Origin of the sequence: Lawsonibacter celer, assembly GCF_014281125.1 — a bacterium.
Taxonomy (GTDB): Bacteria; Bacillota; Clostridia; order Oscillospirales; family Oscillospiraceae; genus Lawsonibacter_B; species Lawsonibacter_B celer.
Window position 1 is genome coordinate 236,973 of record NZ_JACOEA010000001.1, and the last position, 24,971, is coordinate 261,943.

The 24,971-nt window shown below is 60.1% G+C and carries 25 protein-coding genes; 17 read left to right on the forward strand and 8 right to left on the reverse strand.

Features of this window, described 5'->3' with window-relative positions:
- Window positions 1–79: 79 nt before the first annotated feature.
- Window positions 80–739, forward strand: a complete 660-nt coding sequence (gene fsa / locus H9Q75_RS01100; RefSeq protein ID WP_186564323.1) for a fructose-6-phosphate aldolase — start codon at window positions 80–82, stop codon at window positions 737–739.
- Between the two features lie 52 nt (window positions 740–791).
- Here fsa and gltX read toward each other — a convergent pair whose 3' ends face one another.
- On the reverse strand, window positions 792–2,279 hold the full coding sequence (gltX, locus tag H9Q75_RS01105; RefSeq protein ID WP_186564324.1) for a glutamate--tRNA ligase: 1,488 nt from the start codon (window positions 2,277–2,279) through the stop codon (window positions 792–794).
- 149 nt (window positions 2,280–2,428) lie between these two features.
- Between gltX and trpS the strand changes: the two genes are divergently transcribed.
- The 4 genes from trpS to H9Q75_RS01125 are packed head-to-tail and all read left to right on the forward strand — an operon-like array spanning window position 2,429 to window position 6,495.
- Entirely contained in the window at window positions 2,429–3,430 is a 1,002-nt protein-coding gene (gene trpS / locus H9Q75_RS01110; RefSeq protein ID WP_186564325.1) for a tryptophan--tRNA ligase, read from the forward strand.
- A 28-nt stretch (window positions 3,431–3,458) separates the two neighbouring features.
- Window positions 3,459–4,571 (forward strand): MraY family glycosyltransferase, encoded by a 1,113-nt coding sequence (locus H9Q75_RS01115; protein ID WP_186564326.1) that lies wholly within the window; start codon window positions 3,459–3,461, stop codon window positions 4,569–4,571.
- Window positions 4,568–5,716: a non-hydrolyzing UDP-N-acetylglucosamine 2-epimerase gene (gene wecB / locus H9Q75_RS01120; RefSeq protein ID WP_341480875.1), complete on the forward strand. Its 1,149-nt coding sequence runs from the start codon at window positions 4,568–4,570 to the stop codon at window positions 5,714–5,716. Before H9Q75_RS01115 ends, wecB begins: the two co-directional genes overlap by 4 nt.
- A 41-nt stretch (window positions 5,717–5,757) precedes the next feature.
- Window positions 5,758–6,495: a hypothetical protein gene (locus H9Q75_RS01125; RefSeq protein ID WP_186564327.1), complete on the forward strand. Its 738-nt coding sequence runs from the start codon at window positions 5,758–5,760 to the stop codon at window positions 6,493–6,495.
- Window positions 6,496–6,503: 8 nt separating this feature from the next.
- On the opposite strand, the gene H9Q75_RS01130 is transcribed toward H9Q75_RS01125, so the two are convergent.
- Genes H9Q75_RS01130 through H9Q75_RS01140 form a run of 3 tightly spaced genes read right to left on the reverse strand, consistent with a single transcriptional unit; the run spans window position 6,504 to window position 7,591 of the window.
- A complete protein-coding gene (locus H9Q75_RS01130; RefSeq protein ID WP_186564328.1) occupies window positions 6,504–6,824 on the reverse strand; it encodes a hypothetical protein in 321 nt (106 codons plus the stop codon).
- Window positions 6,817–7,290, reverse strand: coding sequence for a hypothetical protein (locus tag H9Q75_RS01135; RefSeq protein ID WP_186564329.1), 474 nt, complete (start codon window positions 7,288–7,290; stop codon window positions 6,817–6,819). Before H9Q75_RS01135 ends, H9Q75_RS01130 begins: the two co-directional genes overlap by 8 nt.
- Window positions 7,291–7,312: 22 nt before the next feature.
- Window positions 7,313–7,591 (reverse strand): hypothetical protein, encoded by a 279-nt coding sequence (locus H9Q75_RS01140; RefSeq protein WP_186564330.1) that lies wholly within the window; start codon window positions 7,589–7,591, stop codon window positions 7,313–7,315.
- 76 nt (window positions 7,592–7,667) lie between these two features.
- On the opposite strand from H9Q75_RS01140, the gene H9Q75_RS01145 reads away from it, so the two are divergent.
- Genes H9Q75_RS01145 through H9Q75_RS01155 form a run of 3 tightly spaced genes read left to right on the forward strand, consistent with a single transcriptional unit; the run spans window position 7,668 to window position 10,315 of the window.
- Window positions 7,668–8,132: a YfcE family phosphodiesterase gene (locus H9Q75_RS01145; protein ID WP_186564331.1), complete on the forward strand. Its 465-nt coding sequence runs from the start codon at window positions 7,668–7,670 to the stop codon at window positions 8,130–8,132.
- Window positions 8,133–8,156: 24 nt separating this feature from the next.
- Entirely contained in the window at window positions 8,157–8,951 is a 795-nt protein-coding gene (locus tag H9Q75_RS01150) for a type III pantothenate kinase (protein WP_186564332.1), read from the forward strand.
- A gap of 35 nt (window positions 8,952–8,986) precedes the next feature.
- Entirely contained in the window at window positions 8,987–10,315 is a 1,329-nt protein-coding gene (locus H9Q75_RS01155) for an MATE family efflux transporter (RefSeq protein WP_243200634.1), read from the forward strand.
- 54 nt (window positions 10,316–10,369) lie between these two features.
- On the opposite strand, the gene nth is transcribed toward H9Q75_RS01155, so the two are convergent.
- Window positions 10,370–11,008, reverse strand: a complete 639-nt coding sequence (nth, locus tag H9Q75_RS01160) for an endonuclease III (RefSeq protein WP_186564334.1) — start codon at window positions 11,006–11,008, stop codon at window positions 10,370–10,372.
- 155 nt (window positions 11,009–11,163) lie between these two features.
- Between nth and H9Q75_RS01165 the strand changes: the two genes are divergently transcribed.
- Entirely contained in the window at window positions 11,164–12,405 is a 1,242-nt protein-coding gene (locus H9Q75_RS01165) for a serine hydroxymethyltransferase (RefSeq protein ID WP_279287619.1), read from the forward strand.
- A gap of 48 nt (window positions 12,406–12,453) precedes the next feature.
- Here the strand turns inward: H9Q75_RS01165 and H9Q75_RS01170 are convergent, their stop codons facing one another.
- Window positions 12,454–13,020, reverse strand: a complete 567-nt coding sequence (locus H9Q75_RS01170; protein WP_186564335.1) for a hypothetical protein — start codon at window positions 13,018–13,020, stop codon at window positions 12,454–12,456.
- Window positions 13,021–13,357: 337 nt separating this feature from the next.
- Complete coding sequence (locus tag H9Q75_RS01175; protein WP_243200635.1) at window positions 13,358–14,683, reverse strand: MATE family efflux transporter; 1,326 nt, start codon at window positions 14,681–14,683, stop codon at window positions 13,358–13,360.
- A gap of 496 nt (window positions 14,684–15,179) precedes the next feature.
- On the opposite strand from H9Q75_RS01175, the gene H9Q75_RS01180 reads away from it, so the two are divergent.
- The 3 genes from H9Q75_RS01180 (at window position 15,180) to H9Q75_RS01190 (ending at window position 18,337) form a co-directional block, all read left to right on the forward strand.
- Window positions 15,180–15,890 (forward strand): CatB-related O-acetyltransferase, encoded by a 711-nt coding sequence (locus tag H9Q75_RS01180; protein ID WP_186564337.1) that lies wholly within the window; start codon window positions 15,180–15,182, stop codon window positions 15,888–15,890.
- Window positions 15,891–15,913: 23 nt separating this feature from the next.
- The gene (locus tag H9Q75_RS01185; RefSeq protein WP_186564338.1) at window positions 15,914–16,981 is read left to right on the forward strand and encodes an S-layer homology domain-containing protein; all 1,068 of its coding nucleotides are present in this window, start codon (window positions 15,914–15,916) and stop codon (window positions 16,979–16,981) included.
- 81 nt (window positions 16,982–17,062) lie between these two features.
- A complete protein-coding gene (locus H9Q75_RS01190) occupies window positions 17,063–18,337 on the forward strand; it encodes a replication-associated recombination protein A (RefSeq protein ID WP_186564339.1) in 1,275 nt (424 codons plus the stop codon).
- 51 nt (window positions 18,338–18,388) lie between these two features.
- Here the strand turns inward: H9Q75_RS01190 and asnB are convergent, their stop codons facing one another.
- On the reverse strand, window positions 18,389–20,224 hold the full coding sequence (gene asnB, locus H9Q75_RS01195; protein ID WP_186564340.1) for an asparagine synthase (glutamine-hydrolyzing): 1,836 nt from the start codon (window positions 20,222–20,224) through the stop codon (window positions 18,389–18,391).
- A 227-nt stretch (window positions 20,225–20,451) separates the two neighbouring features.
- Between asnB and H9Q75_RS12740 the strand changes: the two genes are divergently transcribed.
- The 5 genes from H9Q75_RS12740 (at window position 20,452) to H9Q75_RS01215 (ending at window position 24,914) form a co-directional block, all read left to right on the forward strand.
- Entirely contained in the window at window positions 20,452–20,574 is a 123-nt protein-coding gene (locus tag H9Q75_RS12740; protein WP_279287620.1) for a hypothetical protein, read from the forward strand.
- Between the two features lie 287 nt (window positions 20,575–20,861).
- The gene (glnA, locus tag H9Q75_RS01200; RefSeq protein ID WP_186564341.1) at window positions 20,862–22,193 is read left to right on the forward strand and encodes a type I glutamate--ammonia ligase; all 1,332 of its coding nucleotides are present in this window, start codon (window positions 20,862–20,864) and stop codon (window positions 22,191–22,193) included.
- 55 nt (window positions 22,194–22,248) lie between these two features.
- Window positions 22,249–22,782: an ANTAR domain-containing response regulator gene (locus tag H9Q75_RS01205; protein ID WP_186564342.1), complete on the forward strand. Its 534-nt coding sequence runs from the start codon at window positions 22,249–22,251 to the stop codon at window positions 22,780–22,782.
- 95 nt (window positions 22,783–22,877) lie between these two features.
- Window positions 22,878–23,675 carry a diaminopimelate epimerase gene (gene dapF, locus H9Q75_RS01210; RefSeq protein WP_279287621.1) on the forward strand — a complete coding sequence of 266 codons (798 nt, stop codon included), beginning with the start codon at window positions 22,878–22,880 and terminating at the stop codon, window positions 23,673–23,675.
- Window positions 23,676–23,696: 21 nt separating this feature from the next.
- Window positions 23,697–24,914 (forward strand): LL-diaminopimelate aminotransferase, encoded by a 1,218-nt coding sequence (locus H9Q75_RS01215; RefSeq protein WP_186564343.1) that lies wholly within the window; start codon window positions 23,697–23,699, stop codon window positions 24,912–24,914.
- Window positions 24,915–24,971 lie beyond the last annotated feature (57 nt).

Here is a 24,971-nt window from a genome sequence, read left to right on the forward strand (position 1 = left end):
CAGGGAAAAAGTGATTCACAAAAAGAACGGTTTGGTGTATGCTGAACGTAGCTTAATTGAGACGAAAGGAGCTATACCAATGAGATTCTTTCTGGATACCGCCAATGTGGAAGAGATTCGAAAGGCAAACGACATGGGGGTCATCTGCGGCGTCACGACTAACCCGTCCTTGATCGCAAAGGAAGGTCGCGACTATGCCGAGACCCTGAAGGAGATTGCGGCCATCGTGGACGGCCCCATCTCCGGCGAGGTGAAGGCCACGACGGAAGACGCTCAGACCATGATTGAGGAGGGGCGTGCCATCTACGCCCTGGACCCGGCCCACATGGTAGTCAAGATTCCCATGACCGCCGAGGGGCTCAAGGCCATCAAGGCCCTCTCCGCCGAGGGCATCCCGACCAACTGCACCCTGGTTTTCTCCGCCAATCAGGCCCTGCTCGCCGCCCGGGCAGGCGCAAGCTATGTCAGTCCGTTTCTGGGCCGCCTGGACGACATCAACGAGTCCGGCGCAAGCCTGATTCAAGAGATTGTGGAGATCTTCGGCAACTACCCCGATATCAAGACCCAGATCATCTGCGCCAGCGTCCGCAACACAACCCATGTGACCCAGTGCGCGCTGGCGGGCGGCGACATCGCCACGGTTCCCTATAAGGTCATTGAGCAGATGGTACGGCACCCCCTGACCGACCAGGGCATTGAGAAGTTCAAGGCCGACTATATCAAGGTGTTCGGCGAATAGGCACAGGTTCCAAAAAAAGCAAGGCCCCCCGGCTATGCCGGGGGGCCTTGTCTCAGTTTCCGCTCAGTTGCTCGATGCCCTTGCGGATGCGGCGCAGGGACTCCTCTCTGCCCAGAATGTGGCACAGCTCCACCGCGCCGCCGGGGGTGACCGCCTTGCCGGAGAGGGCGGTGCGCACCGGCCACATAATGCGGCCGTTTTTCAGCTCCAATCGCTCCGCCAGGCCGATGAGCGCGCCGTGGATGGCGTCATAGGTCCACTCATTCAGCCCTTCCAGCACCGGGAGCACCTGCTCCAGGGCCTCTTTGGAGTTCTCCTCATTGGTCTTCATCTTCTTGTGGCAGTACAGCTCGTTGGAGTAGGCGGGCAGCGCGTCGATGAAATCCACCTGGGGGGCGATATCCAGCCAGGTGTCGCACCGGGGCTGCACCAGAGGGGCGACAAGGCGCAGGTCAACGGCCGGATTGGTCACCGCCTGTCTGAGATAGGGTTCCGCCCCGGCGAAGAAGTCCTCGGGGGAGAGGGCGCGCAGGTAGTTGGCGTTAAAGTATTTGAGCTTCTCCAGGTCGAAGATGGCGGGGGACTTGGAGATGCCGCCCAGATCAAAGATCTCCGAGAGCTCCTTCAGGGTGAAGAACTCCCGCTCGGCGTATTCGCCCTTGGGAGACCAGCCCAGCAGGGTCACGTAGTTGACCACCGCCTCGGACAGGAAGCCCTGCTCCAGCAGGTCCTCATAGGAGGGGTCGCCGTGGCGCTTGCTCATTTTGTTGTGCTGGTCCCGCATCACCGGGGAACAGTGGACATAGGCGGGGATCTCCCAGCCGAAGCCCTCATAGAGCAGGTTGTATTTGGGCGCGGAGGAGAGGTATTCGCTGCCCCGCACCACGTGGGTGATGCCCATCAGGTGGTCGTCCACCACATTGGCGAAGTTGTAGGTAGGCAGGCCGTCCCGCTTGATGAGCACCTGGTCGTCCAGGGTGTCGTTGTCCACGGTGATGTCGCCGTAGACCGCGTCGTGGAAGGTGGTCTGCCCCTCGTGTGGGATGCGCTGGCGGATCACATAGGGCGCGCCTGCGGCCAGCCGCGCCTCCGCCTCCGCACGGCTCAGGCCGCGGCAGGGGTCGTCGGCCCGCTGAAAGTCGCCGGAGTCCTCCTCGGATTCGGTCTTTTCGCAGAAGCAGTAGTAGGCGTGGCCCCGCTCCACCAGCAGCCTGGCGTACTCCCCGTAGAAGGAACGGCGCTCAGTCTGGATATAGGGGCCCACAGGGCCGCCCACGTCGGGCCCCTCGTCCCAGTCCAGCCCACACTGGCGCAGGGTGCGGTAGATTACCTCGGTGGCGCCCTCCACCAGACGGCCCTGGTCGGTGTCCTCAATGCGCAGCAGGAACTTTCCGCCGCCATGGCGGGCGATGAGCCAGGTGTACAGGGCGGTGCGCAGGTTGCCCACATGCATGTATCCGGTGGGGGAAGGGGCGAAGCGGGTGCGCACCTCTCCCTTGGGTATGCGCGCCTCCATCTCCTCAAACCATTTCATATCCATAGGAAAAAACTCCTTTTGTCAGCATCTGTCCCACTATTCTATTTTTTTAGGGGAGGATTGTCAAGGGGCTTTGAATATGGTATGATATTTCAACATGGGTTCATAGGCCCTACAAGGAAAAAATACGGCACAAGAGGTGTGTTTTATTTATGGAAAACGGAAAGAAAACGCTGCTCTCCGGGATTCAGCCCAGCGGAGACCTGCATCTGGGCAACTATCTGGGGGCCATCAAAAACTGGGCGGAGCTGTCCGACCAGTTTGAGTGCTATTGGTTTATGGCTGATATGCACACCATTACCGTGCGGCAGAACCCGGCGGACCTGCGCCGGCGCACCCTGACCCAGATCGCCACCTACATTGCCTGCGGCCTGGACCCGGAAAAGAATACCATCTTTGTCCAGAGCCACGTGCCCGCCCATGCGGAGCTGGGCTGGGTGCTGGACTGCTACACCATGTTCGGCGAGCTCTCCCGTATGACCCAGTTCAAGGATAAGTCCGCCAAAAACGCCGACAACATCAACGCGGGCCTGTTTACCTACCCCTGCCTGATGGCGGCGGACATCCTGCTTTACCAGCCGGACTTTGTGCCCGTGGGGGAGGATCAGAAGCAGCACGTGGAGATCTGCCGGGATGTGGCCAACCGCTTCAATCACGTGTACGGCGACGTGTTCACGGTGCCGGAGCCCTATATTCCCAAAACCGGAGCCCGGGTCATGAGCCTGAACGCCCCGGAGAGCAAGATGAGTAAGTCCGGCCCCGACGGCTGTGTGTTCATGATGGAGAAGCCGGAGGATATCATGCGCAAGTTCAAGCGGGCCGTCACGGACAGCGATACGGAGCGCTGCGTCCGCTACGCCCCCCAGGAAAAGCCCGGCGTGGCAAACCTGATGAGCATTTACTCGGCTGTGACAGGCAAAAGCTTTGACGAAATCGAGCGGGAGTTCGACGGCAAGGGCTACGGTGCGTTCAAGCCCGTGGTGGGCGAGGCGGTGGTGGAGCTGCTGCGCCCCATCCGGGAAGAGACCGAGCGTCTTTTGGCGGACAAGGCCTATCTGGAGAACGTCTACCGCGCCGGCGCGGAGCGGGCCGGCTACATTGCCAACAAGACCCTGCGCAAGGTTTACAAAAAGGTGGGCTTCCTGCCTCGCTGAGTTCACGCCAAAGGAGTATTTCATAGGAATGAAGATCGAATTACAGCTGATTGGCGTGGTGGCGGCGGCCCTGGTGGTGGCGCTGCTGGTGGCCCTGGTAACCACACCAGTGATTAAGAATCTGGCCTTCCGGGTGGGCGCCGTGGACGTGCCCAAGGACGGCCGCCGCATGCACGACCACCCCATTCCCCGCATGGGGGGGCTGGCCATTTTCCTGGGCTTTCTTTTGTCCGTGCTTTTGTTTGCAGATCTGACCACCCAGCTGCGGGGCATGCTGCTGGGCGCGGTGGTGATCGTGGTGCTGGGCATTTTTGATGACATTTATGCCCTGGGGGCCAAATTCAAGCTGCTCATCCAGATTGCGGCGGCCCTGGTGGCGGTGCTGTCCGGCAACGTGATCGAGGCTGTGTCCAATCCCAATGTGTTTTCGGCGAATCCCTACTGGGAGCTGGGGTGGCTGCGCATCCCGGTGACGGTCATCTGGATTGTGGCCATCACCAACGCGGTCAACCTGATCGACGGCCTGGACGGTCTAGCCTGCGGCGTGTCCACCATCAGCTCTATGACGCTGCTGGTCATCTCCCTGGTGGTGGCGGATACGCCGGTGGCCATCCTGATGGCGGCGCTGGCGGGGGCCTGCGTGGGCTTTCTGCCCTATAACATGAATCCGGCGAAAATCTTTATGGGGGACACCGGCTCCACCTTCTTGGGCTATGTGCTTGCGGTGGTGTCCATTCAGGGCCTGTTCAAATTCTATACCATCATCTCCTTTGCCGTGCCCTTTCTCATGCTGGGCCTGCCCATCTTCGACACCTGCTTTGCCTTCATCCGCCGCATCGCCCATGGGCAGAGCCCCATGCACGCCGACCGCAGCCATGTGCACCACCGTCTGATCGACATGGGCTTTAACCAGAAGCAGGCAGTGGCGGTGCTGTATATCATCAGCGCGATCCTGGGCCTGTCCGCCGTTGTGCTCACCACCAGCGGCGCGCTGAAGGCCATGCTTTTACTGGTGGCCCTGTGCGCCGCCGGGGCGCTCTCCGCCCGCATCTTCCTGAACAACAACGAAAAGAAGCTGGACGGGAACCGGGCTCCGGAAAAAGACCCGCAGACGGAACAAGAGGGGGAGGACAAGCCGTGAAGCCCATCCGAGTGATGACTATTTTCGGGACTCGTCCCGAGGCGATCAAGATGGCCCCGCTGGTGACGGAACTGCATCGCCGCAGCGGCATTGAGGCCATCTGCTGCGTCACTGCCCAGCACCGTCAGATGCTGGATGCGGTGCTGGAGATTTTCCGGATTCAGCCGGATTATGACCTGAATATCATGCAGCCGCGGCAGACCCTGTCCACCATCACCACCAAATGCCTGCTGGGTATGGAGGGCGTGCTGGAGCAGGCGCGCCCGGACCTGGTGCTGGTCCATGGGGATACCTCCACCACCTTTGCCGGGGCCCTGGCGGCCTTTTACCAGAAGATCGCGGTGGGCCATGTGGAGGCCGGCCTGCGCACCTATGACAAGTATTCTCCATTTCCAGAGGAGATGAACCGGAAGCTGGTGGGGGATATCGCGGACCTGCACTTCTGTCCCACTGCGGCCAACCGGGAGAACCTGCGGAAAGAGGGGATCTGTGAAGGGGTGTTCATCACTGGAAACACGGTGATTGACGCCCTGAAAACTACGGTCGCACCGGATTTCCGCTTTACGACGCAGCTGCTTAACCAGCTGGATTACACGGGACGGAAGGTGATACTGGTGACCTGCCACCGGCGGGAGAACTACGGCCGGCCCATGGAGGATATCATGGCCGCCCTGGCCCATCTGGCCGGGGCCCATCCGGAAGTGGAGCTGGTCTATCCCGTGCACCTGAGCCCGGTGGTGCAGGAGTGCGCCCACCGGCATCTGGACGGCATTGGAAATGTCCACCTGATCCCCCCGCTGGACGTGGAGGAGATGCACAATCTGATGGCCCGCTGTTATCTGGTGATGACCGATTCGGGCGGACTTCAGGAGGAGGCCCCTGCCCTGGGCAAGCCGGTGCTTGTCCTGCGCAGGGAGACCGAGCGGCCGGAAGCGGTGGAGGCTGGCACGGTGAAGGTGGCCGGGGTGGCGTATGATGACATTGTGGCCCTGGCCGACGGGCTTTTGGAGGACAGCGACGCTTACCGGGCCATGGCTCATGCGGTAAATCCCTATGGAGACGGATTTGCCTGCCGCCGCATCGCCGATGCCATTGAGTGGAAATTCGGCCTGCGGGACACTCCGCCTGCGGAGTTTCAGTCATAGGAAACGGCCCCAGCGGGGGAGCGGAAAGGTGGGAAACGGACTTGGAACGGCGCAATCGCACCATCCTGGTGATCCTGATCGGCATTGTCATCGTAGTGGCGGTGTTCTCCAGCTTTGGTTTAAATCTGTTCACCGGAGACACGCCGCAGATCGTCCTTCCCACCGCCACGGCCCCGGAGCCATCCGGCAGCGGGGGAACGGAGCCGTCGGCCACGGACGGCCCTGTCCAGGTGGAGGTGACCGCCGATACGGTGCAGAACGTCATTGCCGCCCTGGTCCGGCCGGAAAGCTATTACCGGGTGGTCACCATTGAGGACTACTGGGGCGGCGGAGAGGCGGGCACTACCACCGCCAAGGTGTGGGCGGACAGCGGCTGGGTCAAGGTGGAGTCCACCAGCCCCAGCGGCGTGGTGCGCACCTCACTGGTGGGCGAGGGCAGAGTGAGCGTCTATTATGGAAACAGCGCGGCCCCTCTGACCGGCCCGGCGGATGAGCACTCAGCCGATTTGGAGGGTCAGCGTATTCCCACATACGAGGACGTGCTGGCCATGGAGAAAGAGGACATTGCCGGCACCGGCTATGAGGAAAAGGGCGGCCTGCCCTGTATCTTTGTGGAGGCGGCGGACCAGGAGTTGGGCTACCGGGAGCGCTATTGGGTCTCGGTGGACACCGGGCTGCTGGTGGCGGCCGAGACCTGGGACGGGGAGGAGCTGGCCTACCGCATGTACTCCTACGCCCTGGAGCGGCCCTGCCCGGCCGGCGTTCTGCCGCCGGAATAGGGCGCCGGTCACTCCAAACCCAGCACCAGAAGCAGGCCCAGGGTGATGACCAGCTCCAGGTCGTCCCCCTCCAGAAAGAGAAAGAGAAGGATTAGCAGCAGGAGTACGTCCCCTGTGTCCAGGTCCTCCAGTTTCAGCTTTTTCAGCAGCGCGGACAGCGCGCCGGAGTGCTTAGCGGGTGTGCTCTCGTCGGCCTTCTGCGCCGCGCCGGAAGGGGGAGCGTCCGGCTCGGGGGTGGGCTGCGGGGCCTGCCTTGGATTGGGGGAAGGCGCGTCCTCCTCGGTAATCCGCGTATAGGATGAGCCGTTTGGAATGTAGCGGTTATACATTGCCCGACACCTCCTCGCCGCCTCCCTTAAAGAGCTGGAAGGCGACCCGAATGACCCGGGCCAGCCGGGCGATCTTGACCGCCTGATCCACCTTGGCTCTGCGCGTCTCCTTCAAAAAGGGCCGCAGCGCATTGAGCAGGGCGGCTTTGCGGTCGTCGGAGGCGGAGTATTCTGCAAAAAGGGTAAGGGCGGCCTGGATGAGCCTGGGGTCCAGATCGCCCAGCACGGAGAGCGGATTGGCATCGCCGTCCGAACCGCCCAGTAGTCCCAGCAGCGGCGACAGATCGGGAGGCGGTGAGGAAGCAGCCTCCTCCGGGGGGGAGGCCGCTTCCCCGGCTGGCTCCTGGGCGGGGCTGGTTCCAGAGCTGGCCGTCTCCCCAGTCAGCGCCTTGGCGATGGAGACGATCTGCCCCATGGCCTCCGGATCCCCGAGAATGGCATTCAGTTTTTCCTCAAACTCGGCCATGCCGCTCGCCCCCTTAAATTGTCTACTGTTTCTCTTTTGGTACCGACTGGCGGATGCGTCCGATGACCTGCGCGCCCTCTTTGCTCTCCATGACCTGCTGGACCATACCCACCAGGGCACTGGTGTCGCCTTTGGCCGCTGCGGATTTCAGGCTGTCACCTGCGTTTTTGCTGAGCAGCTCCATAAGCCGCTTGGTGTCCGGCGATGTGAGCAGACGCTGAAGGACCTCTTTGTTTTTCAGCAGCCCGGCTGCTTTGGGGTCTTTCATCAGTTCGTCCAGATTGGATTGCGGATTTGCCATATGCATACCCTCCGTCTCATTCCATTATAATGGCGTTCATTTCATTATATGTACCGATACAGATAAGGTGATTCCAGTGAAACTTTTGGTTTTTTCCGATTCCCACGGCGATACGGACTCCATGTCCCAGGCGGTGGAGCGGGAGCGGCCGGATCAGCTCCTCCATCTGGGGGATATGGTGCGGGATGCCCAGCGTCTGTCGGACTGGTATCCGGAGCTCCCTCTGGTCCAGGTCTGCGGCAACTGTGACGGCTGGTGCGATGTGCCGGACGAGCGGCTGCTCCACGTGGGCGGACGGACGCTGCTGCTCACCCACGGACACAGCTATCGGGTAAAATCAGGCCTGGATCTGGCCCTGTCGGCCGCCCGGTCCTCGGGTGCGGATATTCTGCTCTTTGGACATACGCACCTTCCCCTGTGCGACCGGCAGGGGGCCCTCTGGGTGCTCAACCCGGGCACCATCCGGGGACCGCTCCGGCGGACATACGGCGTGATTGAGATCAGCGGCGGCAGGGCGGATTGCCGGATCGGCGCTGTCTAGCAAGCAAAAAGGAGGCATAGGGTAATGCTGCTCACCGTAGACGTAGGCAATACCAACATGGAGTTCGGAATCTTCCGGGGGGAAAAACTGATCGGGAGCTTCCGTCTGAAAACGGACGTCAATCGGACCTCGGACGAGATCGGACTGTATCTGTGCGAATACTTTCAGCGCTTCGGGCTGGAGCTGGGGGCGGTGAAGGACACGGTCATCGGCTCAGTCGTGCCGCCCATCATGTACACCCTGAGCCGCGCCATCATCAAATATGTGGGAAAAGCGCCGCTGATCATTGACGACGGCCTGGATCCCCGCCTGCCCTATGTAAGCGACGAGGGCGGCGAGCGTCTGGGGCCTGACCGGGCTGTGGCGGATATCGCCGCCATTGCCAAGTATGGCGCGCCGGTGATTGTGCTGGATTTCGGCACCGCTACCACCGTGGACGCACTCAGCCCGGAGGGCGTCTATCTGGGCGGGTGTATTACCGCCGGAGTGCGGGTATCCATTGACGGGCTTTTTCAGAAGACGGCCCTGCTGCCCCATATTGAGCTGGCCAAGCCGGACACGGTGCTGGGCATCACCGCTACAGGACAGATTCAGGCGGGGGCGGTGCTGGGTTATATCGGCTCCATTGAGTATCTGATCCGCCGCACCAAGGAGGAGATGGGATACCCGGAGATCAAGGTGGTGGCTACCGGGGGGCTGGCCCGCATGGTGGCGGATAATACCGATCTCATTGATGTGGTGGATAGCCAGCTGGTGTTGGATGGCCTGCGCATCATTTATGAGCGGGAGCAGGCGGCCGAAGAAAGGAAATGCCTGTGAGCGCACGGACAAAAGAGAAAAAAGGTGCTGTGGACATGACGACAGGGTCGCCGGCAAGGCTGCTGGCGGCCTTTGCCTTGCCGCTGTTGGCGGGGAATGTTCTGCAGCAGCTGTACAATATGGTGGACTCGTTTGTGGTGGGCAATTACGTGGGCGCCACCGCCTTGGCCGCGGTGGGCACCGGCTTTCCCATTGTATACCTGTTGGCCTCCCTTTTTATCGGCTTCTCTATGGGCGCCACGGTCATGATCGCCCAGTATGTGGGCGCCGGGGACTTGGACCGGGTCAAGGATACGGTGGATACCCTTTACAGTGCCTTTGCCGTGCTGATCCTCCCGCTGACCGTGGTGGGGGTTCTGGTCTGCGGCCCGCTGCTGCGGCTGATCCAGGTGCCCGGGGACGTCTATCCGGAGGCCCTCGTCTACTGTATGGTGGTGTTTGCGGGCGTGATCGGCACCCTGGGCTATAACATCAATACCGGAATCATGCAGGGGCTGGGGGACAGCCGGACGCCGCTGATTTTCCTGGCCGTGGCCTGTGTGCTCAATATTGTTCTGGATCTGCTGTTTGTGCTGGTGTTCCACTGGGGGGTGTTTGGGGTGTCCCTGGCCACCATCATTGCCCAGGCCTGCTCCTGGGTGTTCGGGATCTTCTACATCAACCGCAGATATCCAATGATCCATATCAAGTTTTTTCAACATAAAATAGACCGGGATCTGCTCCGTCAGGTGCTGCGGCTTGGCATCCCCTCCGCAGTGCAGCAGTGCCAGTTTTCCGTGGCCATGCTCATTATGCAGGCGCTGGTCAACGGCTTTGGAACCAATGTAACGGCCGGGTTTGCCGTGGGCAATAAGATTGACGCCTTTGCCTTCATGCCCATCCAGTCCTTCGCCACCGCCGTCACCACCTACGTGGGGCAGAATATGGGGGCGGGGCGGCTGGACCGCGTCCGGAGAGGGATGTGGACCGCTTTGGCGCTGTGCATGGGCGTAAGCGTGATGACCACGGCGCTGATTCTGCCCCTGCGCCGCCCCCTGTTGATGATCTTCAACCAGGACCCGGCGGTGGTAGCCGCCGGCGAGGCCTATCTGATCCGGGTGGTGCCCTGCATCTTTGTCCTGGCCGTATTCAACAACCTGGCCAGCGTACTGAGAGGCGCGGGCTCCACGGTGGTGCCCATGGTGGCCTCTGTGATCGCCATGTGGGCCGCACGGGTGCCCATGGCCTATCTCCTGGCCTATTTTTTCGGTGCGGAAAACCTGTACTGGTCCTATGGCATCGGCTGGGCCATCGGCCTGGTCATCTGCCTGGTGGTCTATCTGCGCGGCCACTGGAAGGAGCGCTGTATTATAACTCCTGCATAAAGAATGAGCCCGCCGGACAGGCGGGCTCATTTTCTGTATATGTAGAGGAAGCGGTCAGCTCTTATTGAAAAAATCGCACCAGGGGCGCAGGGTACAGTTGGCACAGTCCGGCTTGCGGGCCATACAGACCGCGCGGCCGTGGAGCACCAGACGGTGGCAGAAGTCATTGGACTCCTCAGGGGGCAGGATGGGACGCAACTGCTGCTCCACCTTGACCGGGTCCTTGGTGCCGTCGGTAAGCCCCAGCTTGCCGGAGATACGGATGCAGTGGGTGTCTGCCACCACCACACCGGGCGTGTGATACACGTCCCCCAGAATGAGATTGGCCGTCTTGCGACCCACGCCGGGCAGCTTCAAAAGGTCCTCCATATTGTTGGGCACCTTGCCGCCGAACTCCTCTAGCATCATGCGGGAGGCAGCTACAATATCCCTGGCCTTGGCCCGGAAAAATCCGGTGGAGTGGATATAGCTTTCCACCTCGGAGACATCCGCCTCTGCAAGGGACTCCAGAGTGGGATAACGGGCGAAGAGGGCAGGGGTGACCATGTTGACGCGCTCATCCGTGCACTGGGCGGCCAGACGGACCGAAAATAGCAGCTCATAGGGCTTGGGATAATCCAGGGAGCAGATGCCCTCCGGATAAAGTTCCTTCAGTGCCTCTACAATGGCAACAACGTCCTGCTGGGATTTCATTGGGATCACCTCGTCGAAGAATATGGGGATATGAATTATAACATTATACCACAGGAACGGGAAAAAAGCGAGATGGTTTTTCACTTGATGACAATTGTTTTTGACAGAAAGATAGATTATAATAAATGCAACGATCTTGAAAGGGGAGCGCTGGCATGGTAAAGGAAATAATGGATTTTCTCACAGCACAGGACCCGGAGGTGGGGAAGGCGGTACGCGCCGAGTATGACCGGCAGCGCCGGAACATTGAACTGATTGCCTCGGAAAACTTCGTCAGTGAGGCGGTGCTGGCCGCGGCCGGTACGGTGCTCACCAACAAGTATGCCGAGGGGTATCCCGGCAAGCGCTATTACGGCGGATGCCAGTGTGTGGACGTGGTGGAGGAGATCGCCCGCCAGCGGGCCTGCCGGCTCTTCGGTGCCGATCACGCCAATGTGCAGCCCCACTCGGGGGCCAACGCCAACTTTGCGGTGTATCAGGCCCTGTGCCAGCACGGGGATACCGTGCTGGGGATGGATCTGGCCAACGGCGGGCACCTGACCCACGGCTCCCCGGTGAACTTCTCCGGAAAAAATTACAATATGGTGGCCTATGGCCTGACCGACCAGGGCTACATCGACTACGACCAGGTGCGGGACCTGGCCCGGCAGCATAAGCCCAAAATGATCTTGGCAGGGGCCTCTGCCTATCCCCGGGTCATCGACTTCAAGGCCTTTGCCGAAATCGCCCATGAGGTGGGGGCCTATCTCTTCGTGGATATGGCCCACATCGCCGGCCTTGTGGCCGCGGGCCTGCACCCCTCTCCGGTGCCCTATGCCGATGTGGTGTCCACCACCACCCACAAGACCCTGCGGGGCCCCCGGGGCGGCATGATCCTGTGCAAAGAGGAGCTGGCCAAGAAAATCGACTCCGCCATCTTCCCTGGCAGCCAGGGCGGCCCCCTGGAGCACATCATTGCCGCCAAGGCCGTGGCTTTGGGCGAGGCCCTCAAGCCGGAGTTCAAGGTCTATCAGCAGCAGATCATCAATAACGCCGCTGTCCTGGCTCAGACTCTGGTGGAGCAGGGCTTTGACCTGGTATCCGGCGGCACGGACAACCACCTGATGCTGGTGGACCTGCGCAAGGCAGGCATTACCGGCAAGGAGATGGAGCGCCGTCTGGATGAGGTGAATATCACGGTCAATAAAAACGCCATCCCTAACGACCCGGAGAAGCCCTTTGTCACCAGCGGCATCCGGGTGGGCACCCCGGCTGCCACCAGCCGCGGCTTCAAGGAGGAGGACATGAAGATCATCGGCCGGCTGATCTGGCAGGCGGCCACGGACTTTGACGCCAAAGCCAAGTCCATCCGGGCCGAAGTGGCGCAGCTCACCGCCAAATGCCCGCTCTACGAATAAAATAAAGCAGACAGGGGACGCCTCCACTATGCGGAGGCGTCCCCTGCTTTATTTTGCTTTGCCGGAAATCTGTTCCTCCAAAAAGAGCGGCAGATAGCTGGCGGAGGAGAACTCGCTGCTGATCAGCGGCTGGAGCCGCTCCAGCGCCTCCTCCGGGGAGGAGGCAGGGGCAAAGATCACGGCCTCGGAAACGAGGATGTCGGAGCCGTCGGGCGGGGCGGCCATTTCCTCGATGACCACAAAGGAGAGACGGCCCCACTGGAGCAGGTGGGTGGCGTCGGAGGCGGCGGGCTCGTCGCTGAATACCAGGGGGAGCCGGGTCTGGCCGATCAGGTCCAGGGCAAGGCCGGTGTCCACGTCCTCATAGACGGCGGTCCGGCTGCCAACCGCCAACTCCCCGATGAACCGGCTGCTGCCCGTGGCCCGCACGTCCTTGATCTGTCCCTCAAAAGTCACTGTGACCGGCTCAAAGCCGGCCCCGTCCCGGCAGCAGATGGCTGGGTAGGAGAGGGAAACATCGGTATAGATCGGGGTAAAGAGATAGGAGAGGAGCCCATACGCCAGCAGGGCGCAGAGGATGACCCCACCAGTCACACAAATGTATTTTTTGGACATATCAGAGAGGCTCCCTTCTGGCCGCGGGCCTGTCGTTTTTCCTAATTTATCATGAAGGGTATGCCTGCTGCAAGAATTTTGTGTTTCAAATACGAGGTCGATTGAATAGACGGGTTACATTCTTCCTTGGTGAGGGTATTGAGTTGTATTGTGTAAAAGGTGATTTCTACCACCTAATACACATGGCTGGCGGCTCATTTGTTGTAAAGTGGAAGATCAGCAGAAAGGGGGACAGACGAAAGTCAGACGGGAGCATGACACGCCGAGACGGTCATGTCTCCGCTTTTTTAGACTGAACAGTTGGGAATTGTGGATGATATCCACGTTATGCTCATCTTCAAATCAGGTGAAACTGCGTCCATTTCTGCGATTTCAGTCTCCAGATAAAGATTGCGCCACGGAAAACAAGGTCAATACTCATACCAATTGCCACACCGATGACACCCCAATTAAGCCGCAAGCCGAACAGAACCGAGAACAGGAGCCTTGCGGCGATTGTCAGCGTGATGGATACGATCATGGTAAATTTCACATCACCGGCCGCCCGAAGTCCATTGCCAAGGGGACCGGCAAAGGGATACGCCAGACCGTTGAAGATGTTATTGATCAGTACCAGCCAAACCACCAGCTCCTTCGCCTCCGGCGAGATGGCGGAATACCGGATAATCAGTGGTGTAATGGCGAAAATGAAAGTGTTCCACGCAACCGAGAGCACAAGCGTGATCCGGTTGAGCTTCTTAAAATAGAAGTTGGCGGCATCAATATCCTGCGCTCCCATACACTGTCCGATTACCGTTGTATAAACCGGTCCCATCGCAAGCCCCATGATGGCAGCCAGCGACCAGATGCTTTGTGCCAAGCCATTCGCCGCGATCTGATAGGTGCCGAACAGCGCCACCATACTGGATAGCGCCACTTTCACAAGCTGATGTACGCCGTTTTCAATGCCATTGGGCAGAGCGATGCCCATGATCTTTTTCAGTAGGCTACCGTCCCAAGTGAATATATCCGCAAGTCTGTACCGCACCGGATTTTGCTTTTTGAAGCAGTAAACCGTAACCGCAACAGCGGAAAGTATCCGGGAAAGCAGCGACGGATAGGCTACACCCACCGCACCCAATTTTAAGACAAACACGCCCACGCAGTTGCCGACCACATTGATGACATTGGCAACGATGGAGATATTCATGGTCACATTGGTTTTCCCAATGCTTCGGCACAGCGCCGCGCCTGCGTCATAAACCGCAAGGAATGGCAGGGACAGCGTTGTGATCCAAAGATAGGATTCGCAGGCCACCATCACATCCTCTTCGATTTTGCCGAACAGCAGTCTTAAAAGCTGAGTGTGGAACAACAGGATCAAGATCATCATGATAACGGAAATGACTGCGGAAATCATCAGCAGCTGCCCGGAGGAACGGGAAGCCGCTTTCTCATTCTTGTTACCGATATACTGGTTGATAATGACCGCACCGCCGGCGGACAGCGCCGTGAACAGAAAAATGAGTACTGTATTAAAAGATGTGACCAGCGACACGCCGGAGACATCCGCCTCGCTGGAAAAGCTGACTATAAATGTGTCGGCGATACCAACCAGCATAAGAAAGAATTGTTCAACAAACAATGGAATAATCAAGTTCCGCAGGTCTTTATTGGAAAACATCGTTTGGCCTCGATTCATATGAAAAAAACCTTTTTGCTGATTTTAACACTATAACACACAGGGAAAACGGTTTCAAGATGTGTGCCTGCTGTTCAACGGCAAGGGCATCAAGGGCGCACGTACTCACCACCCGCAAGCGGGAGGTGGTACTGCCTGACGTCAGCTGTGCGCTCTCTGATGGGGACGCTCCAGCAGGCCTACACCCTGTTGGCAGCGCCGAGCCGGGAAGCTGTCAAGAGACCGGCTCCGCCTACGGTACTCTTGACAGCTTCCTACCACGGTGCATTATGGCAATCAAGAGGGGTTGCCCCCCTGCTTTTATAAAGCCGTAGCAGATTGTAAAAATCCCCCTTGACAAATGCTATCTTGAAAAAATAGGGAGATTAGGATATGATTTAGGCAGCCACTGAGGAAAGGGTGATATGCTTTGAAGCGGTGTATTGTACACAGCGGGATCGTCCGGAGATAAACACCGAAAGATTCAGGAGGTAGTAAGATGATCCCGCAGTGGAAAATATATCCCCGTTCTCAGGGACACAGCACAATTTACCTGCAGAATGCGGTGACCGACCCGTCCATCTATGTGGGCGAATACACCATATACGACGATTTTGTGAACGACCCCAGAGATTTTCAGCGGAACAACGTGCTTTACCATTATCCGATCAACCATGAGCAGCTGGTGATCGGCAAATTCTGCTCCATCGCCTGCGGGGCGAAGTTCCTGTTCAACAGTGCCAACCACAGCCTGCGCTCCCTGTCCACCTATCCCTTTCCCATTTTCTTCGAGGAGTGGGGGCTGGATGCGGAAGAAGTCGGGGACGCATGGGACAACCGCGGCGACATCGTCATTGGAAATGATGTGTGGATCGGCTATGAAGCGCTTATCCTGGCCGGCGTCACCATTGGCGACGGGGCGGTGATCGGCGCCCGCGCGCTGGTCACAAAGGACGTGCCGCCCTATACCATTGTGGGCGGTGTTCCCGCCCGACCCATGGGCAGGCGCTTTTCCGACGAGGTAATTTCCAGACTGCTGGAGCTCCAGTGGTGGAACTGGTCCGAGGAGCGGATCGCGGACAGCCTGGAGGCCATCCAGGCCGGCGACATTGACTGGCTGAGCCGACAGGGTGGCTGGCCGCCGGAGACCGGAAATAGGGGGAAGGGCGAAACTAATCCTCAGGAAAATGTGTTGTTTCAGATAGAATGAAAAAAGAAAGGAAGGCACTGATTATGAAACGGTTGGTATCACTTGCACTTTCTCTGGCACTGCTGTGTGCCTGCCTGACGCCTGCATTCGCCGCAGCGGGCGCGCCATCGGAGTGGGCGGCGGAGGAGACATCCCGGGCGGAGCAGTTGGGACTGGTTCCGAAGGCCGTACAGGGGGACTGGCAGCAGCCCATCACCCGTGGGGAGTTCGCCGTGCTGGCAATCCGCTATCTGGCGCTGGAGTACGGCTACACGGAGGACGCGGCCTTTGTCAACGATTATATGACCCTCATGCCTGACCGTAACGGAGAATTCTGGGGGGAGGAGGACTTTGGCGACGGCCTGACCTGGTGGGAGCGCTTTGCGGACGACGAGGGCCACTTCTACCTGACCGACCTGCCGCAGGGGGAGCAGCGGGGCTACATTAATTCGGCCTATTTCATCGGCATCGTCAACGGCAAGGGGGACGGCAGCGTCTACGACCCGGAGGGCGCCATTACCCGGCAGGAGGCGGCCTGCATGCTGGCCCGCAGCTATGAGATTCTGGATCCGGAGGACTACCGGCAGGCCCTCTACAGCGAGTATGGAGACTACGGCGCCATGGCCGACTGGGCCAAGGACGACATCGCCACTGTGGTGGGCCTGGGTGTGATGGGGAGCACCTCCGTTGGGGCCAAAGTGTTTGAACCCCTGGGCACCTACAGCCGGGAGCAGGCGGTGGTCACCTTTCTGCGGCTGCATGAGAACGCGCCTGTGAGCCGGAGCAAGGAAAATGTGGCCAAGCTGGAGAACGCCGCCTATGAGCGGGCAGTGTGGACCTCCCTCTACCGACTGGGGCAGACCGAGTCCATTGTGGATTTCCGGGCAGATACCGCCTATGGCACTGTCTTGGCCCTGCACTACAGCGGCGGAATGCATTTCTATGAGACCCTGCAGTTCATCCGCCGGGACGGGCGCACCGTGACCTTGTCCGGGAAGTCCGCGGGTTCGGACTGGGTAGTGAGCACGGATGAGCGCACCTTTACCTATTCTGTGGGGGAGAAGCAGTATCAGGCGGACCTGACCACCGGTCAGGGGACGGAGCGGAACTGACCCTTTACGGATAATCGAACATGTGTTAGAATGGAGGGGAAATTTCCCCTCCATTCTGGCGGATTAAGGGAGGTCTGCACCATGACATACCGGCCTTTGGCGGACGAAATACGGCCCGAGACCCTGGACGAGGTGGTGGGACAGGGCCATATTCTGGGGCCGGACGGCCTCTTGCGCCGCATTATTGACAGCGGCAACATCCCAAATCTGGTCTTTTACGGCCCCTCGGGCACGGGTAAGACCACAGTGGCGAACATCATCGCTAAGCGCACCAATCGGCCCCTCCACCGGCTCAACGCCACCACCGCCTCCATTGCGGACATCAAGGGTATCATTGGAGACATCGGCACCATGCTGGCCCCGGAAGGAGTGCTGCTCTACCTGGATGAGATCCAGTACTTTAACAAAAAGCAGCAGCAGAGCCTGCTGGAGTTTATGGAGAACGGGAAGATCACCCTCATTGCCTCCACCACGGAGAACCCCTATTTTTATGTGTACAACGCAGTGCTCTCCCGCTCCACGGTGTTCGAGTTCAAGCCCCTTACCGCCGCCGACGTGCGCCCCGCAGTGGACCGGGGCGTGGCTCTCATGGCCAGACGGCTGGAGAGCGAGGTGGTCTGTGAGGAGGGGGTGGCGGAACACATCGCCTCCGCCTGCGGCGGGGACGTGCGCAAGGCCATGAACGCCATTGAGCTGCTGCTCACCTCCGCCCGGCGGGAGGGGGCGGCGCTCCGGGTGACCCTGGACGACGCCCGGCTTGTGGCCCAGGGCTCCGCCATGCGGTATGACCGGGCGGGGGACGACCATTACGACATCGCCTCCGCCCTGATGAAGTCCCTGCGGGGCTCCGACCCGGACGCGGCGCTCCACTACCTGGCCCGCCTGCTGGAGGCGGGGGACATGATCACCGCAATCCGCCGCCTGCTCTGCTCAGCCAGCGAGGATGTGGGCATGGCCTATCCCCAGGCGGCCCTGATCGTCAAGGCCCTGGTGGACAACGCCATGCAGCTGGGCCTGCCCGAGGCGCGGCTGCCTCTGGCCCAGGCCGCGGTGCTGCTGGCCACGGCCCCCAAGTCCAATTCCGTGTACCTGGGTATTGCCGGGGCCATGGCGGATGTGAAGAAAGGAAAGACCGGGGATTATCCCCGCCACCTGCAGAATGTCCATGCTGACTCTGCGGGGATGGAGCGGGAGCAGGGATATCTCTACCCCCACGACTATCCCCGCCACTGGGTGGAACAGCAGTACCTGCCCGACCTGTTGAAACACGCCCATTATTATCAGTACGGCGATAATAAGACCGAGCAGGCGGCCAGGCGCTATTGGGCCGAAATCAAGGGAGAGCAGACTTCCTGAAAACAGAAGAGAGCCGCCGCGGGACATTGTCCTGCGGCGGCTCCTTTTGTCCTATACCAGCCGGATTTGATAGTGCTCCAGCCAGTAGTTGACCTGGACGAAATAGGCAATGGTCTGGGGGGTGGTCATCAGCTGGCCATACCAGGGGGTGGCCCGTCTGGAAGAGAGCAGCTGCTCCAGTGCGGCGCGGTCCACAAATTGAAACAGCGGCGCGTTGGGGGTGTCCAGGACCTGACGCAGCCGCCCGGACACTGCGGCCAGATAGGCCGGGTGGTGGGTTTTGGGGTAGGGGCTCTTTTTGCGCCAGAGCACCTCCTCCGGCAGCCAGCCCTCCATGGCGTGGCGGAGCAGGCCCTTTTCCACGCCCTGGTAGTCCTTCCACTCCCATGGAACGGAGTAGAGGTATTCCGCGATGCGCCAGTCGCAAAAGGGGACCCGTACCTCCAGGCCGCTGTACATGCTCATGCGGTCCTTCCGGTCCAGCAGGGTCTGCATGAACCACTGAACGTTCAGGTTGACCATTTCCTTCATTCGCTTCTCCACCCCCGCGCGGCCGGGTAGGAGGTCGGTATCCGCCAGAGTGGCCCGGTAGCGCGCGTCTATCAATTCCGCCCCGTCCAGCCGGGCGCGCCACTCCGGGGTAAGGAAGCTCTCACGGTATTCGGTGGACTGGGCCCAGGGGAAGCCGTATCGCTCCCGGATCTCCGGATCCCGATACCAGGGGTAACCGCCAAAAATTTCGTCCGCGCACTCGCCGGAGAGAGCCACCGTGACATGGGGCTTGATTTTTTCACAGAAGAGCAGCAGGGAGGAGTCTACGTCCGCCATCCCGGGCAGATCCCGCGCCTCCACCGCGGCGTCGAGCGCTTGGGCCAGGTCCCCGCTGTCCAGCTGGATGAGGTGGTGGTCACTGCCCAGATAGTCCGCCATTTGCGTGATATAACCGCTGTCGCTGGTGGGCTGGAATTTGCTTGCCGTAAAGTATTTCTGGTTTTCCGCATAGTCCACGGAAAAGGTCTGAAGCAGTTTCCCCTCCGCGCGGAACCGGCGGGCGGCCACGGAGGAGATCAGGCTGGAATCCAGCCCGCCGGAGAGAAAGGTGCCCACCGGCACATCGGAGACCAGCTGGCGTTCAATGGCGTCCAGCACCAGGTCGCGTACATGCTCCACGGTCTCCTCAAAGCCCTCGGTGTGCTCCTGGTCGGTGAGCCGCCAATAGCGGCGCAGGCGCAGCCCATCCCGGTCATAAAAGCCGCAGCAGGCGGGGGGAACCTCCAGCACGCCCCGGAACACGCCGCAGCCGGGCGTGCGTCCCGGACCCAGGAGCATGACCTCCGCCACGGTCTGTCCATCCGCCTGCGCCGGTACCAGCGGATGGGCCAGCAGGGCCTTGATCTCCGAGGCAAAGAGCAGCCCGCCGCCCTGGGGGAGCGCGTAAAACAGGGGCTTGACCCCGATGCGGTCCCTGGCCAGGAACAGCCGCTGCGACCCGGCGTCCCAAACGGCGAAGGCAAAGATACCGTTGAATTTTTCCACGCAGTCCGCGCCCCACTGGGCATAGGAGTGAAGGAGCACCTCCGTGTCCGAATGGCCCTGAAAGCGGTGCCCCAGGGCCAGCAGCTCACCGCGCAGCTCCTCGGTGTTGTACAGCTCGCCGTTGTAGACCAGCGCCAGCTCCCGGCCCCCCTGCCGGAGCACCATGGGCTGGGTCCCGCGCGCGATGTCAACCACGCACAGGCGGGTGTGGATCAGGGCTGCCTGAGGGGTCAGCCACAGGCCCTCCTGATCAGGGCCCCGCCGCCGCAGCGAGGCCTGCATCGCCCCGTATGCCGGCTCCCATTTCCGGCAGCTCCCGTCAAAATCAATTTGTCCTGCAATTCCGCACATATGCATCCCTCCAAAAGAAAAGACGCCCCTTTTCTCAGAGGACGTCTTTGTTCGCCCTTAGTATATGCATTTTTCACGCCTCTGTTTCCCGGCCCTGTCGTCAAGTTCGCTGGAAAGCTCCCGGCAGAGGAGGAAAAAAGCACACGAAAATACCGATTGTAATGCAAAAGTCTCTGTGGTAGTATTTTGAGGGATGGAGTTGCTATGATCTGATTGGGCGGGTGTATTTGATCGCCTGCTGCTATTCTCTGGAGGAAATCCGCCGGATGATCGGCGTGGACAGCCTGTGCTTCCTGAGTCTGGATGCCCTGCATCAGATCCGCGCCGGACACCGACTGCGGCTTCTGTGACGGGTGCTTTACGCGGACCTATCCGCTCCAAATCTGACGCAGTTCCCCTGTTTGCATTGATGCTCTGCAAAAACTGCATAAAGGACGGGCCAAAACGGAGCCTGACCGCTGATGTTTGCAACAAAGTTAAAATGGCTTTCAAAAAATGCCTTGACAGGAGCTGCTTTCCCTCGTATACTCATACCATCAGTTGAGAACGAAGGCGTTCCGACCCCATGGGCGGAGCGCCTTTATTTTGCTTCCCGCGAGCTGAGCATAGAATGAAATGATGAAAGGGGATTCCTGCAATGTCGTACACCAAGGAAGACATCATTCGCATGGTAAGGGAGGAGGACATTGAGTTCATCCGACTGCAGTTCACCGATATCTTTGGCCAGCTGAAAAACGTGGCGATCACAGCCTCCCAGATCGAGAAGGCGGTGGAGAATAAGATCATGTTTGACGGCTCCTCCATTGAGGGATTTGTCCGCATCGACGAGTCCGACCAGTATCTCTACCCGGACTTGGATTCCTTTGTTGTGTTCCCCTGGCGGCCCCAGCACGGCAAGGTGGCCCGCCTGATCTGTGACGTGTACAATCCCGATGGAACCCCCTTTGTGGGCGATCCCCGCGGCGTGCTCAAGCGGGTGCTGGATAAGGCCAAGAAGATGGGCTATGACACCTTTAACGTAGGACCCGAGGCCGAATTCTTCCTGTTCCAGACCGACGAAGAGGGCAAGCCTACAACTAAGACCAACGACGAGGCCGGCTATTTTGACCTGGGCCCCCTGGATCACGGCGAGTCCACCCGTCGGGAGATCTGCCTGGCCCTGGAGCAGATGGGCTATGAGATCGAGGCCTCTCACCACGAGGTGGCCGAGGGCCAGCATGAGATCGACTTTAAGTACGCGCCCGCGCTGGAGTGCGCCGACAAGATCATGACCTTCAAGCTGGCGGTCAAGACCCTGGCACAGAAGAACGGCCTGCACGCCACCTTTATGCCCAAGCCTATTTTCGGCATCAACGGCTCCGGCATGCACACCAACATGTCCCTCTTCCGCGACGGCAAGAATGCGTTTTACGACCCCAACGGCGAGAAGGGCCTTTCCAAGGAGGCGTACAGCTTCATCGCGGGCCTGCTCCACCACGTGAAGGGGATGGCTGCCATCACCAATCCCCTGGTCAACTCCTACAAGCGGCTGGTGCCCGGCTATGAGGCCCCCTGCTACATGGCTTGGTCCGCCTCCAACCGTTCCGCGCTGATCCGCATCCCCGCTTCCCGCGGTCAGTCCACCCGTGTGGAGCTGCGTAGCCCCGACCCCTGCTGCAACCCCTACCTGGAGCTGGCCGTCTGCCTGGCCGCCGGCCTGGATGGCATTGAGAAGGGCATGGTGCCCCCGGCGGAAATCACGGAGAACATCTTTGCCATGGATGAGGCCACCCGCGAGGGGAAGGGCATTGACGCTCTGCCCGGCTCTCTGGAGGAGGCGATCAAGGCCCTGAAGGCAGACCAGCTGGTCCTGGACACCTTGGGTGAGCATGTGGCGGAGAACTACATCGAGGGCAAGACCAAGGAGTGGGATGAGTACCGCACCCGCGTCAGCTCTTGGGAGCGTGAGAAGTACATCATCAACTATTGACGGCATCCCAGACGATTGTGCAGAGTACTCCTTAGAGAAAAGGAGTTGAAGAAGTATGGAAAAGGTGATCGTTGCCTTTGAAAATGATAAAAGCTGTTGGCGGATCAAAGAGCTTTTAGAGAATTCCGGAACAGCGTCCTGCGTCGTATGCAAATCCGCCGACCAGGTGAAACAGGCGGTTAATAAGCTGCACATTACAACTGTGGTCTGTGGATATAAGCTGGCCGACGAGTCGGCGGAGGGGCTCTTCGACGATCTCCCCACATCGTGTGCCATGCTGGTTGTGGCGGTGCAGAGCCTGCTGGATCTGTGCCAGAATGAGGACATTTTCAAGCTCTCCTCTCCGGTATCCAAAGGGGATCTGATTGCTTCTGTGCGTATGCTCCTTCAGGTGGGCCACCGGCTGGAGCGGTTTATCAAGCCCCGGCGGAGCGAAGAGGAGCAGGCGATCATCCGCCAGGCCAAGGAAGTGCTGATGGAGCGGCACGGCATGACGGAGGCCCAGGCCCACCGCTTCCTCCAGAAGAGGAGCATGGACAGCGGCGCCAAGTTGATCCAGACGGCGCAGCTGGTATTAGAAGGAACCTGAACTTCATACGCATATAGCATAAGACGAAGCTGTCTTACGGCGGCAGTCAGATCACTTGACTGCCGCCCTTATGCTATTATGCGGGGGTGTTCCATTTGAAATTCACCAAGATGCAGGGCCTGGGCAACGATTATATCTACCTCAACTGCTTGGAGGGCGAGCCAGAGCATCTGCCGGACCTGGCCAGGCGCATGTCTGACCGGCACTTCGGCGTTGGGGCGGACGGCCTGATCTGCATTTGCCCCTCCGGCTGCGCGGACGTCCGGATGCGCATATTCAACGCAGACGGCTCTGAGGGCGAGATGTGTGGGAATGGAATTCGATGCGTGGGCAAATACCTGTATGACCAGGGCCTGACGCGGCAGACCAGGCTGCTGATTGAGACACTGGCGGGGATCAAGACCCTGCGGCTTCACACCGAGGCCGGAGCGGTCTGCGCCGTGACAGTGGGGATGGGAGTGCCCCGCGTGGAAGAGCCCCGGACCATATCTGTAAACGGGATGGACTTTACGGTAACTCCGGTCGATATGGGAAATCCCCATGCGGTGCTGTTTTTGGATCAGCTGGCAGGTCTGGATCTGTCCGCACTGGGGCCCGGCTTTGAGTGCCACCCCAGCTTCCCCCATCGGGTAAATACGGAATTTGTGCAGGTGCTTGCCGCGGACCGGCTGCGGATGCGCGTGTGGGAGCGGGGAAGCGGGGAGACCCTGGCCTGTGGTACCGGCGCCTGCGCCGCCGTTGCTGCTGCGGCGTCCCGCGGGCTGTGCGGGCGTCAGGCCCGCGTGGAGCTGCCCGGAGGAGAGCTGGACATCCGCTGGGAGACGGAGGAGGGGACCATGGATATGACCGGCCCCGCCGTAACGGTATTCAATGGGGAATACCCAATAGAATAAGAATGCAAAGGAGCAAGCAAGATGACGAAGATCAATGAAAATTACCGGAAGCTGCCGGGCAGCTATCTGTTTTCCGAGATTGCCCGCCGGGTGGCCGCCTATTCCGAGGCGCACCCTGAGAAAACCCTCATCAAGCTGGGCATCGGCGACGTGACCCGTCCCTTGGCCCCGGCGGTGATCGCCGCGATGCACGCGGCTGTGGACGAGATGGGGACGGCGGAGGGCTTCCACGGCTATGGGCCGGAACAGGGTTATGCCTTCCTGCGGGAGGCCATTGCCGCACAGGATTATCAGACCCGCGGGGTGGCGATTGCGGCGGATGAGATCTTTGTCTCTGACGGCGCGAAGAGCGACTGCGGCAACATCGGGGATATCTTCGGTGTGGAGAATGTGGTGGCCGTGTGCGACCCGGTCTATCCGGTCTATGTGGACACCAACGCCATGGCGGGCCGGGCTGGGGAGTACGACGAGCGCAGCGGCAGGTGGACCAGGCTGCATTACATGCCCTGCACGGCGGAAAATGGCTTTTCCCCCGCCATTCCGGAGGAGCGGGTAGACCTGATCTACCTGTGCTTCCCCAACAACCCCACCGGAGCGGTGGCGACCCGGGAGCAGCTCAAGGCCTGGGTGGACTATGCCAACGCCAACGGGGCGGTGATCCTCTACGATTCCGCCTACGAGGCCTTTATCACCACGCCCGGGATTCCGCACACCATCTTTGAGATCGAGGGGGCCAAGACCTGCGCCATTGAGTTCCGCTCTTTCTCCAAGACCGCCGGCTTCACCGGAAACCGCTGTGCCTACACCGTGGTGCCCAAGGAACTGGAGCGGGGCGGCGCCAGTCTGAACGCCCTCTGGAACCGTCGGCAGACCACCAAATTCAACGGCGTGCCCTATGTGGTTCAGCGGGGCGCGGCGGCTATTTATACCCCGGAGGGCCGCGCCCAGGTGATGGAGACCATCGCCTTCTACCAGAATAACGCCAAGGTCATCCGGGAGGGGCTGGCCGCCGCCGGGCTCACAGTATCCGGCGGGACGGACTCCCCCTATGTGTGGGCCAAGACCCCGGATGGGATGGCCTCTTGGGGCTTTTTTGACCTGCTTCTGCAGAAGGCCAACGTCGTCACCACCCCCGGCGCGGGCTTTGGCCCCAGCGGGGAGGGGTACATCCGCCTGACCGCCTTTGGCGGGGCGGAGGCTACCGCCGAAGCGGTGAAGCGGATTAAAGAAGCCCTGTAACAACCAAAACCGCGTACAAAGAGGTACGGATGACCGCACCGGCTGAGTGGAAGCCGG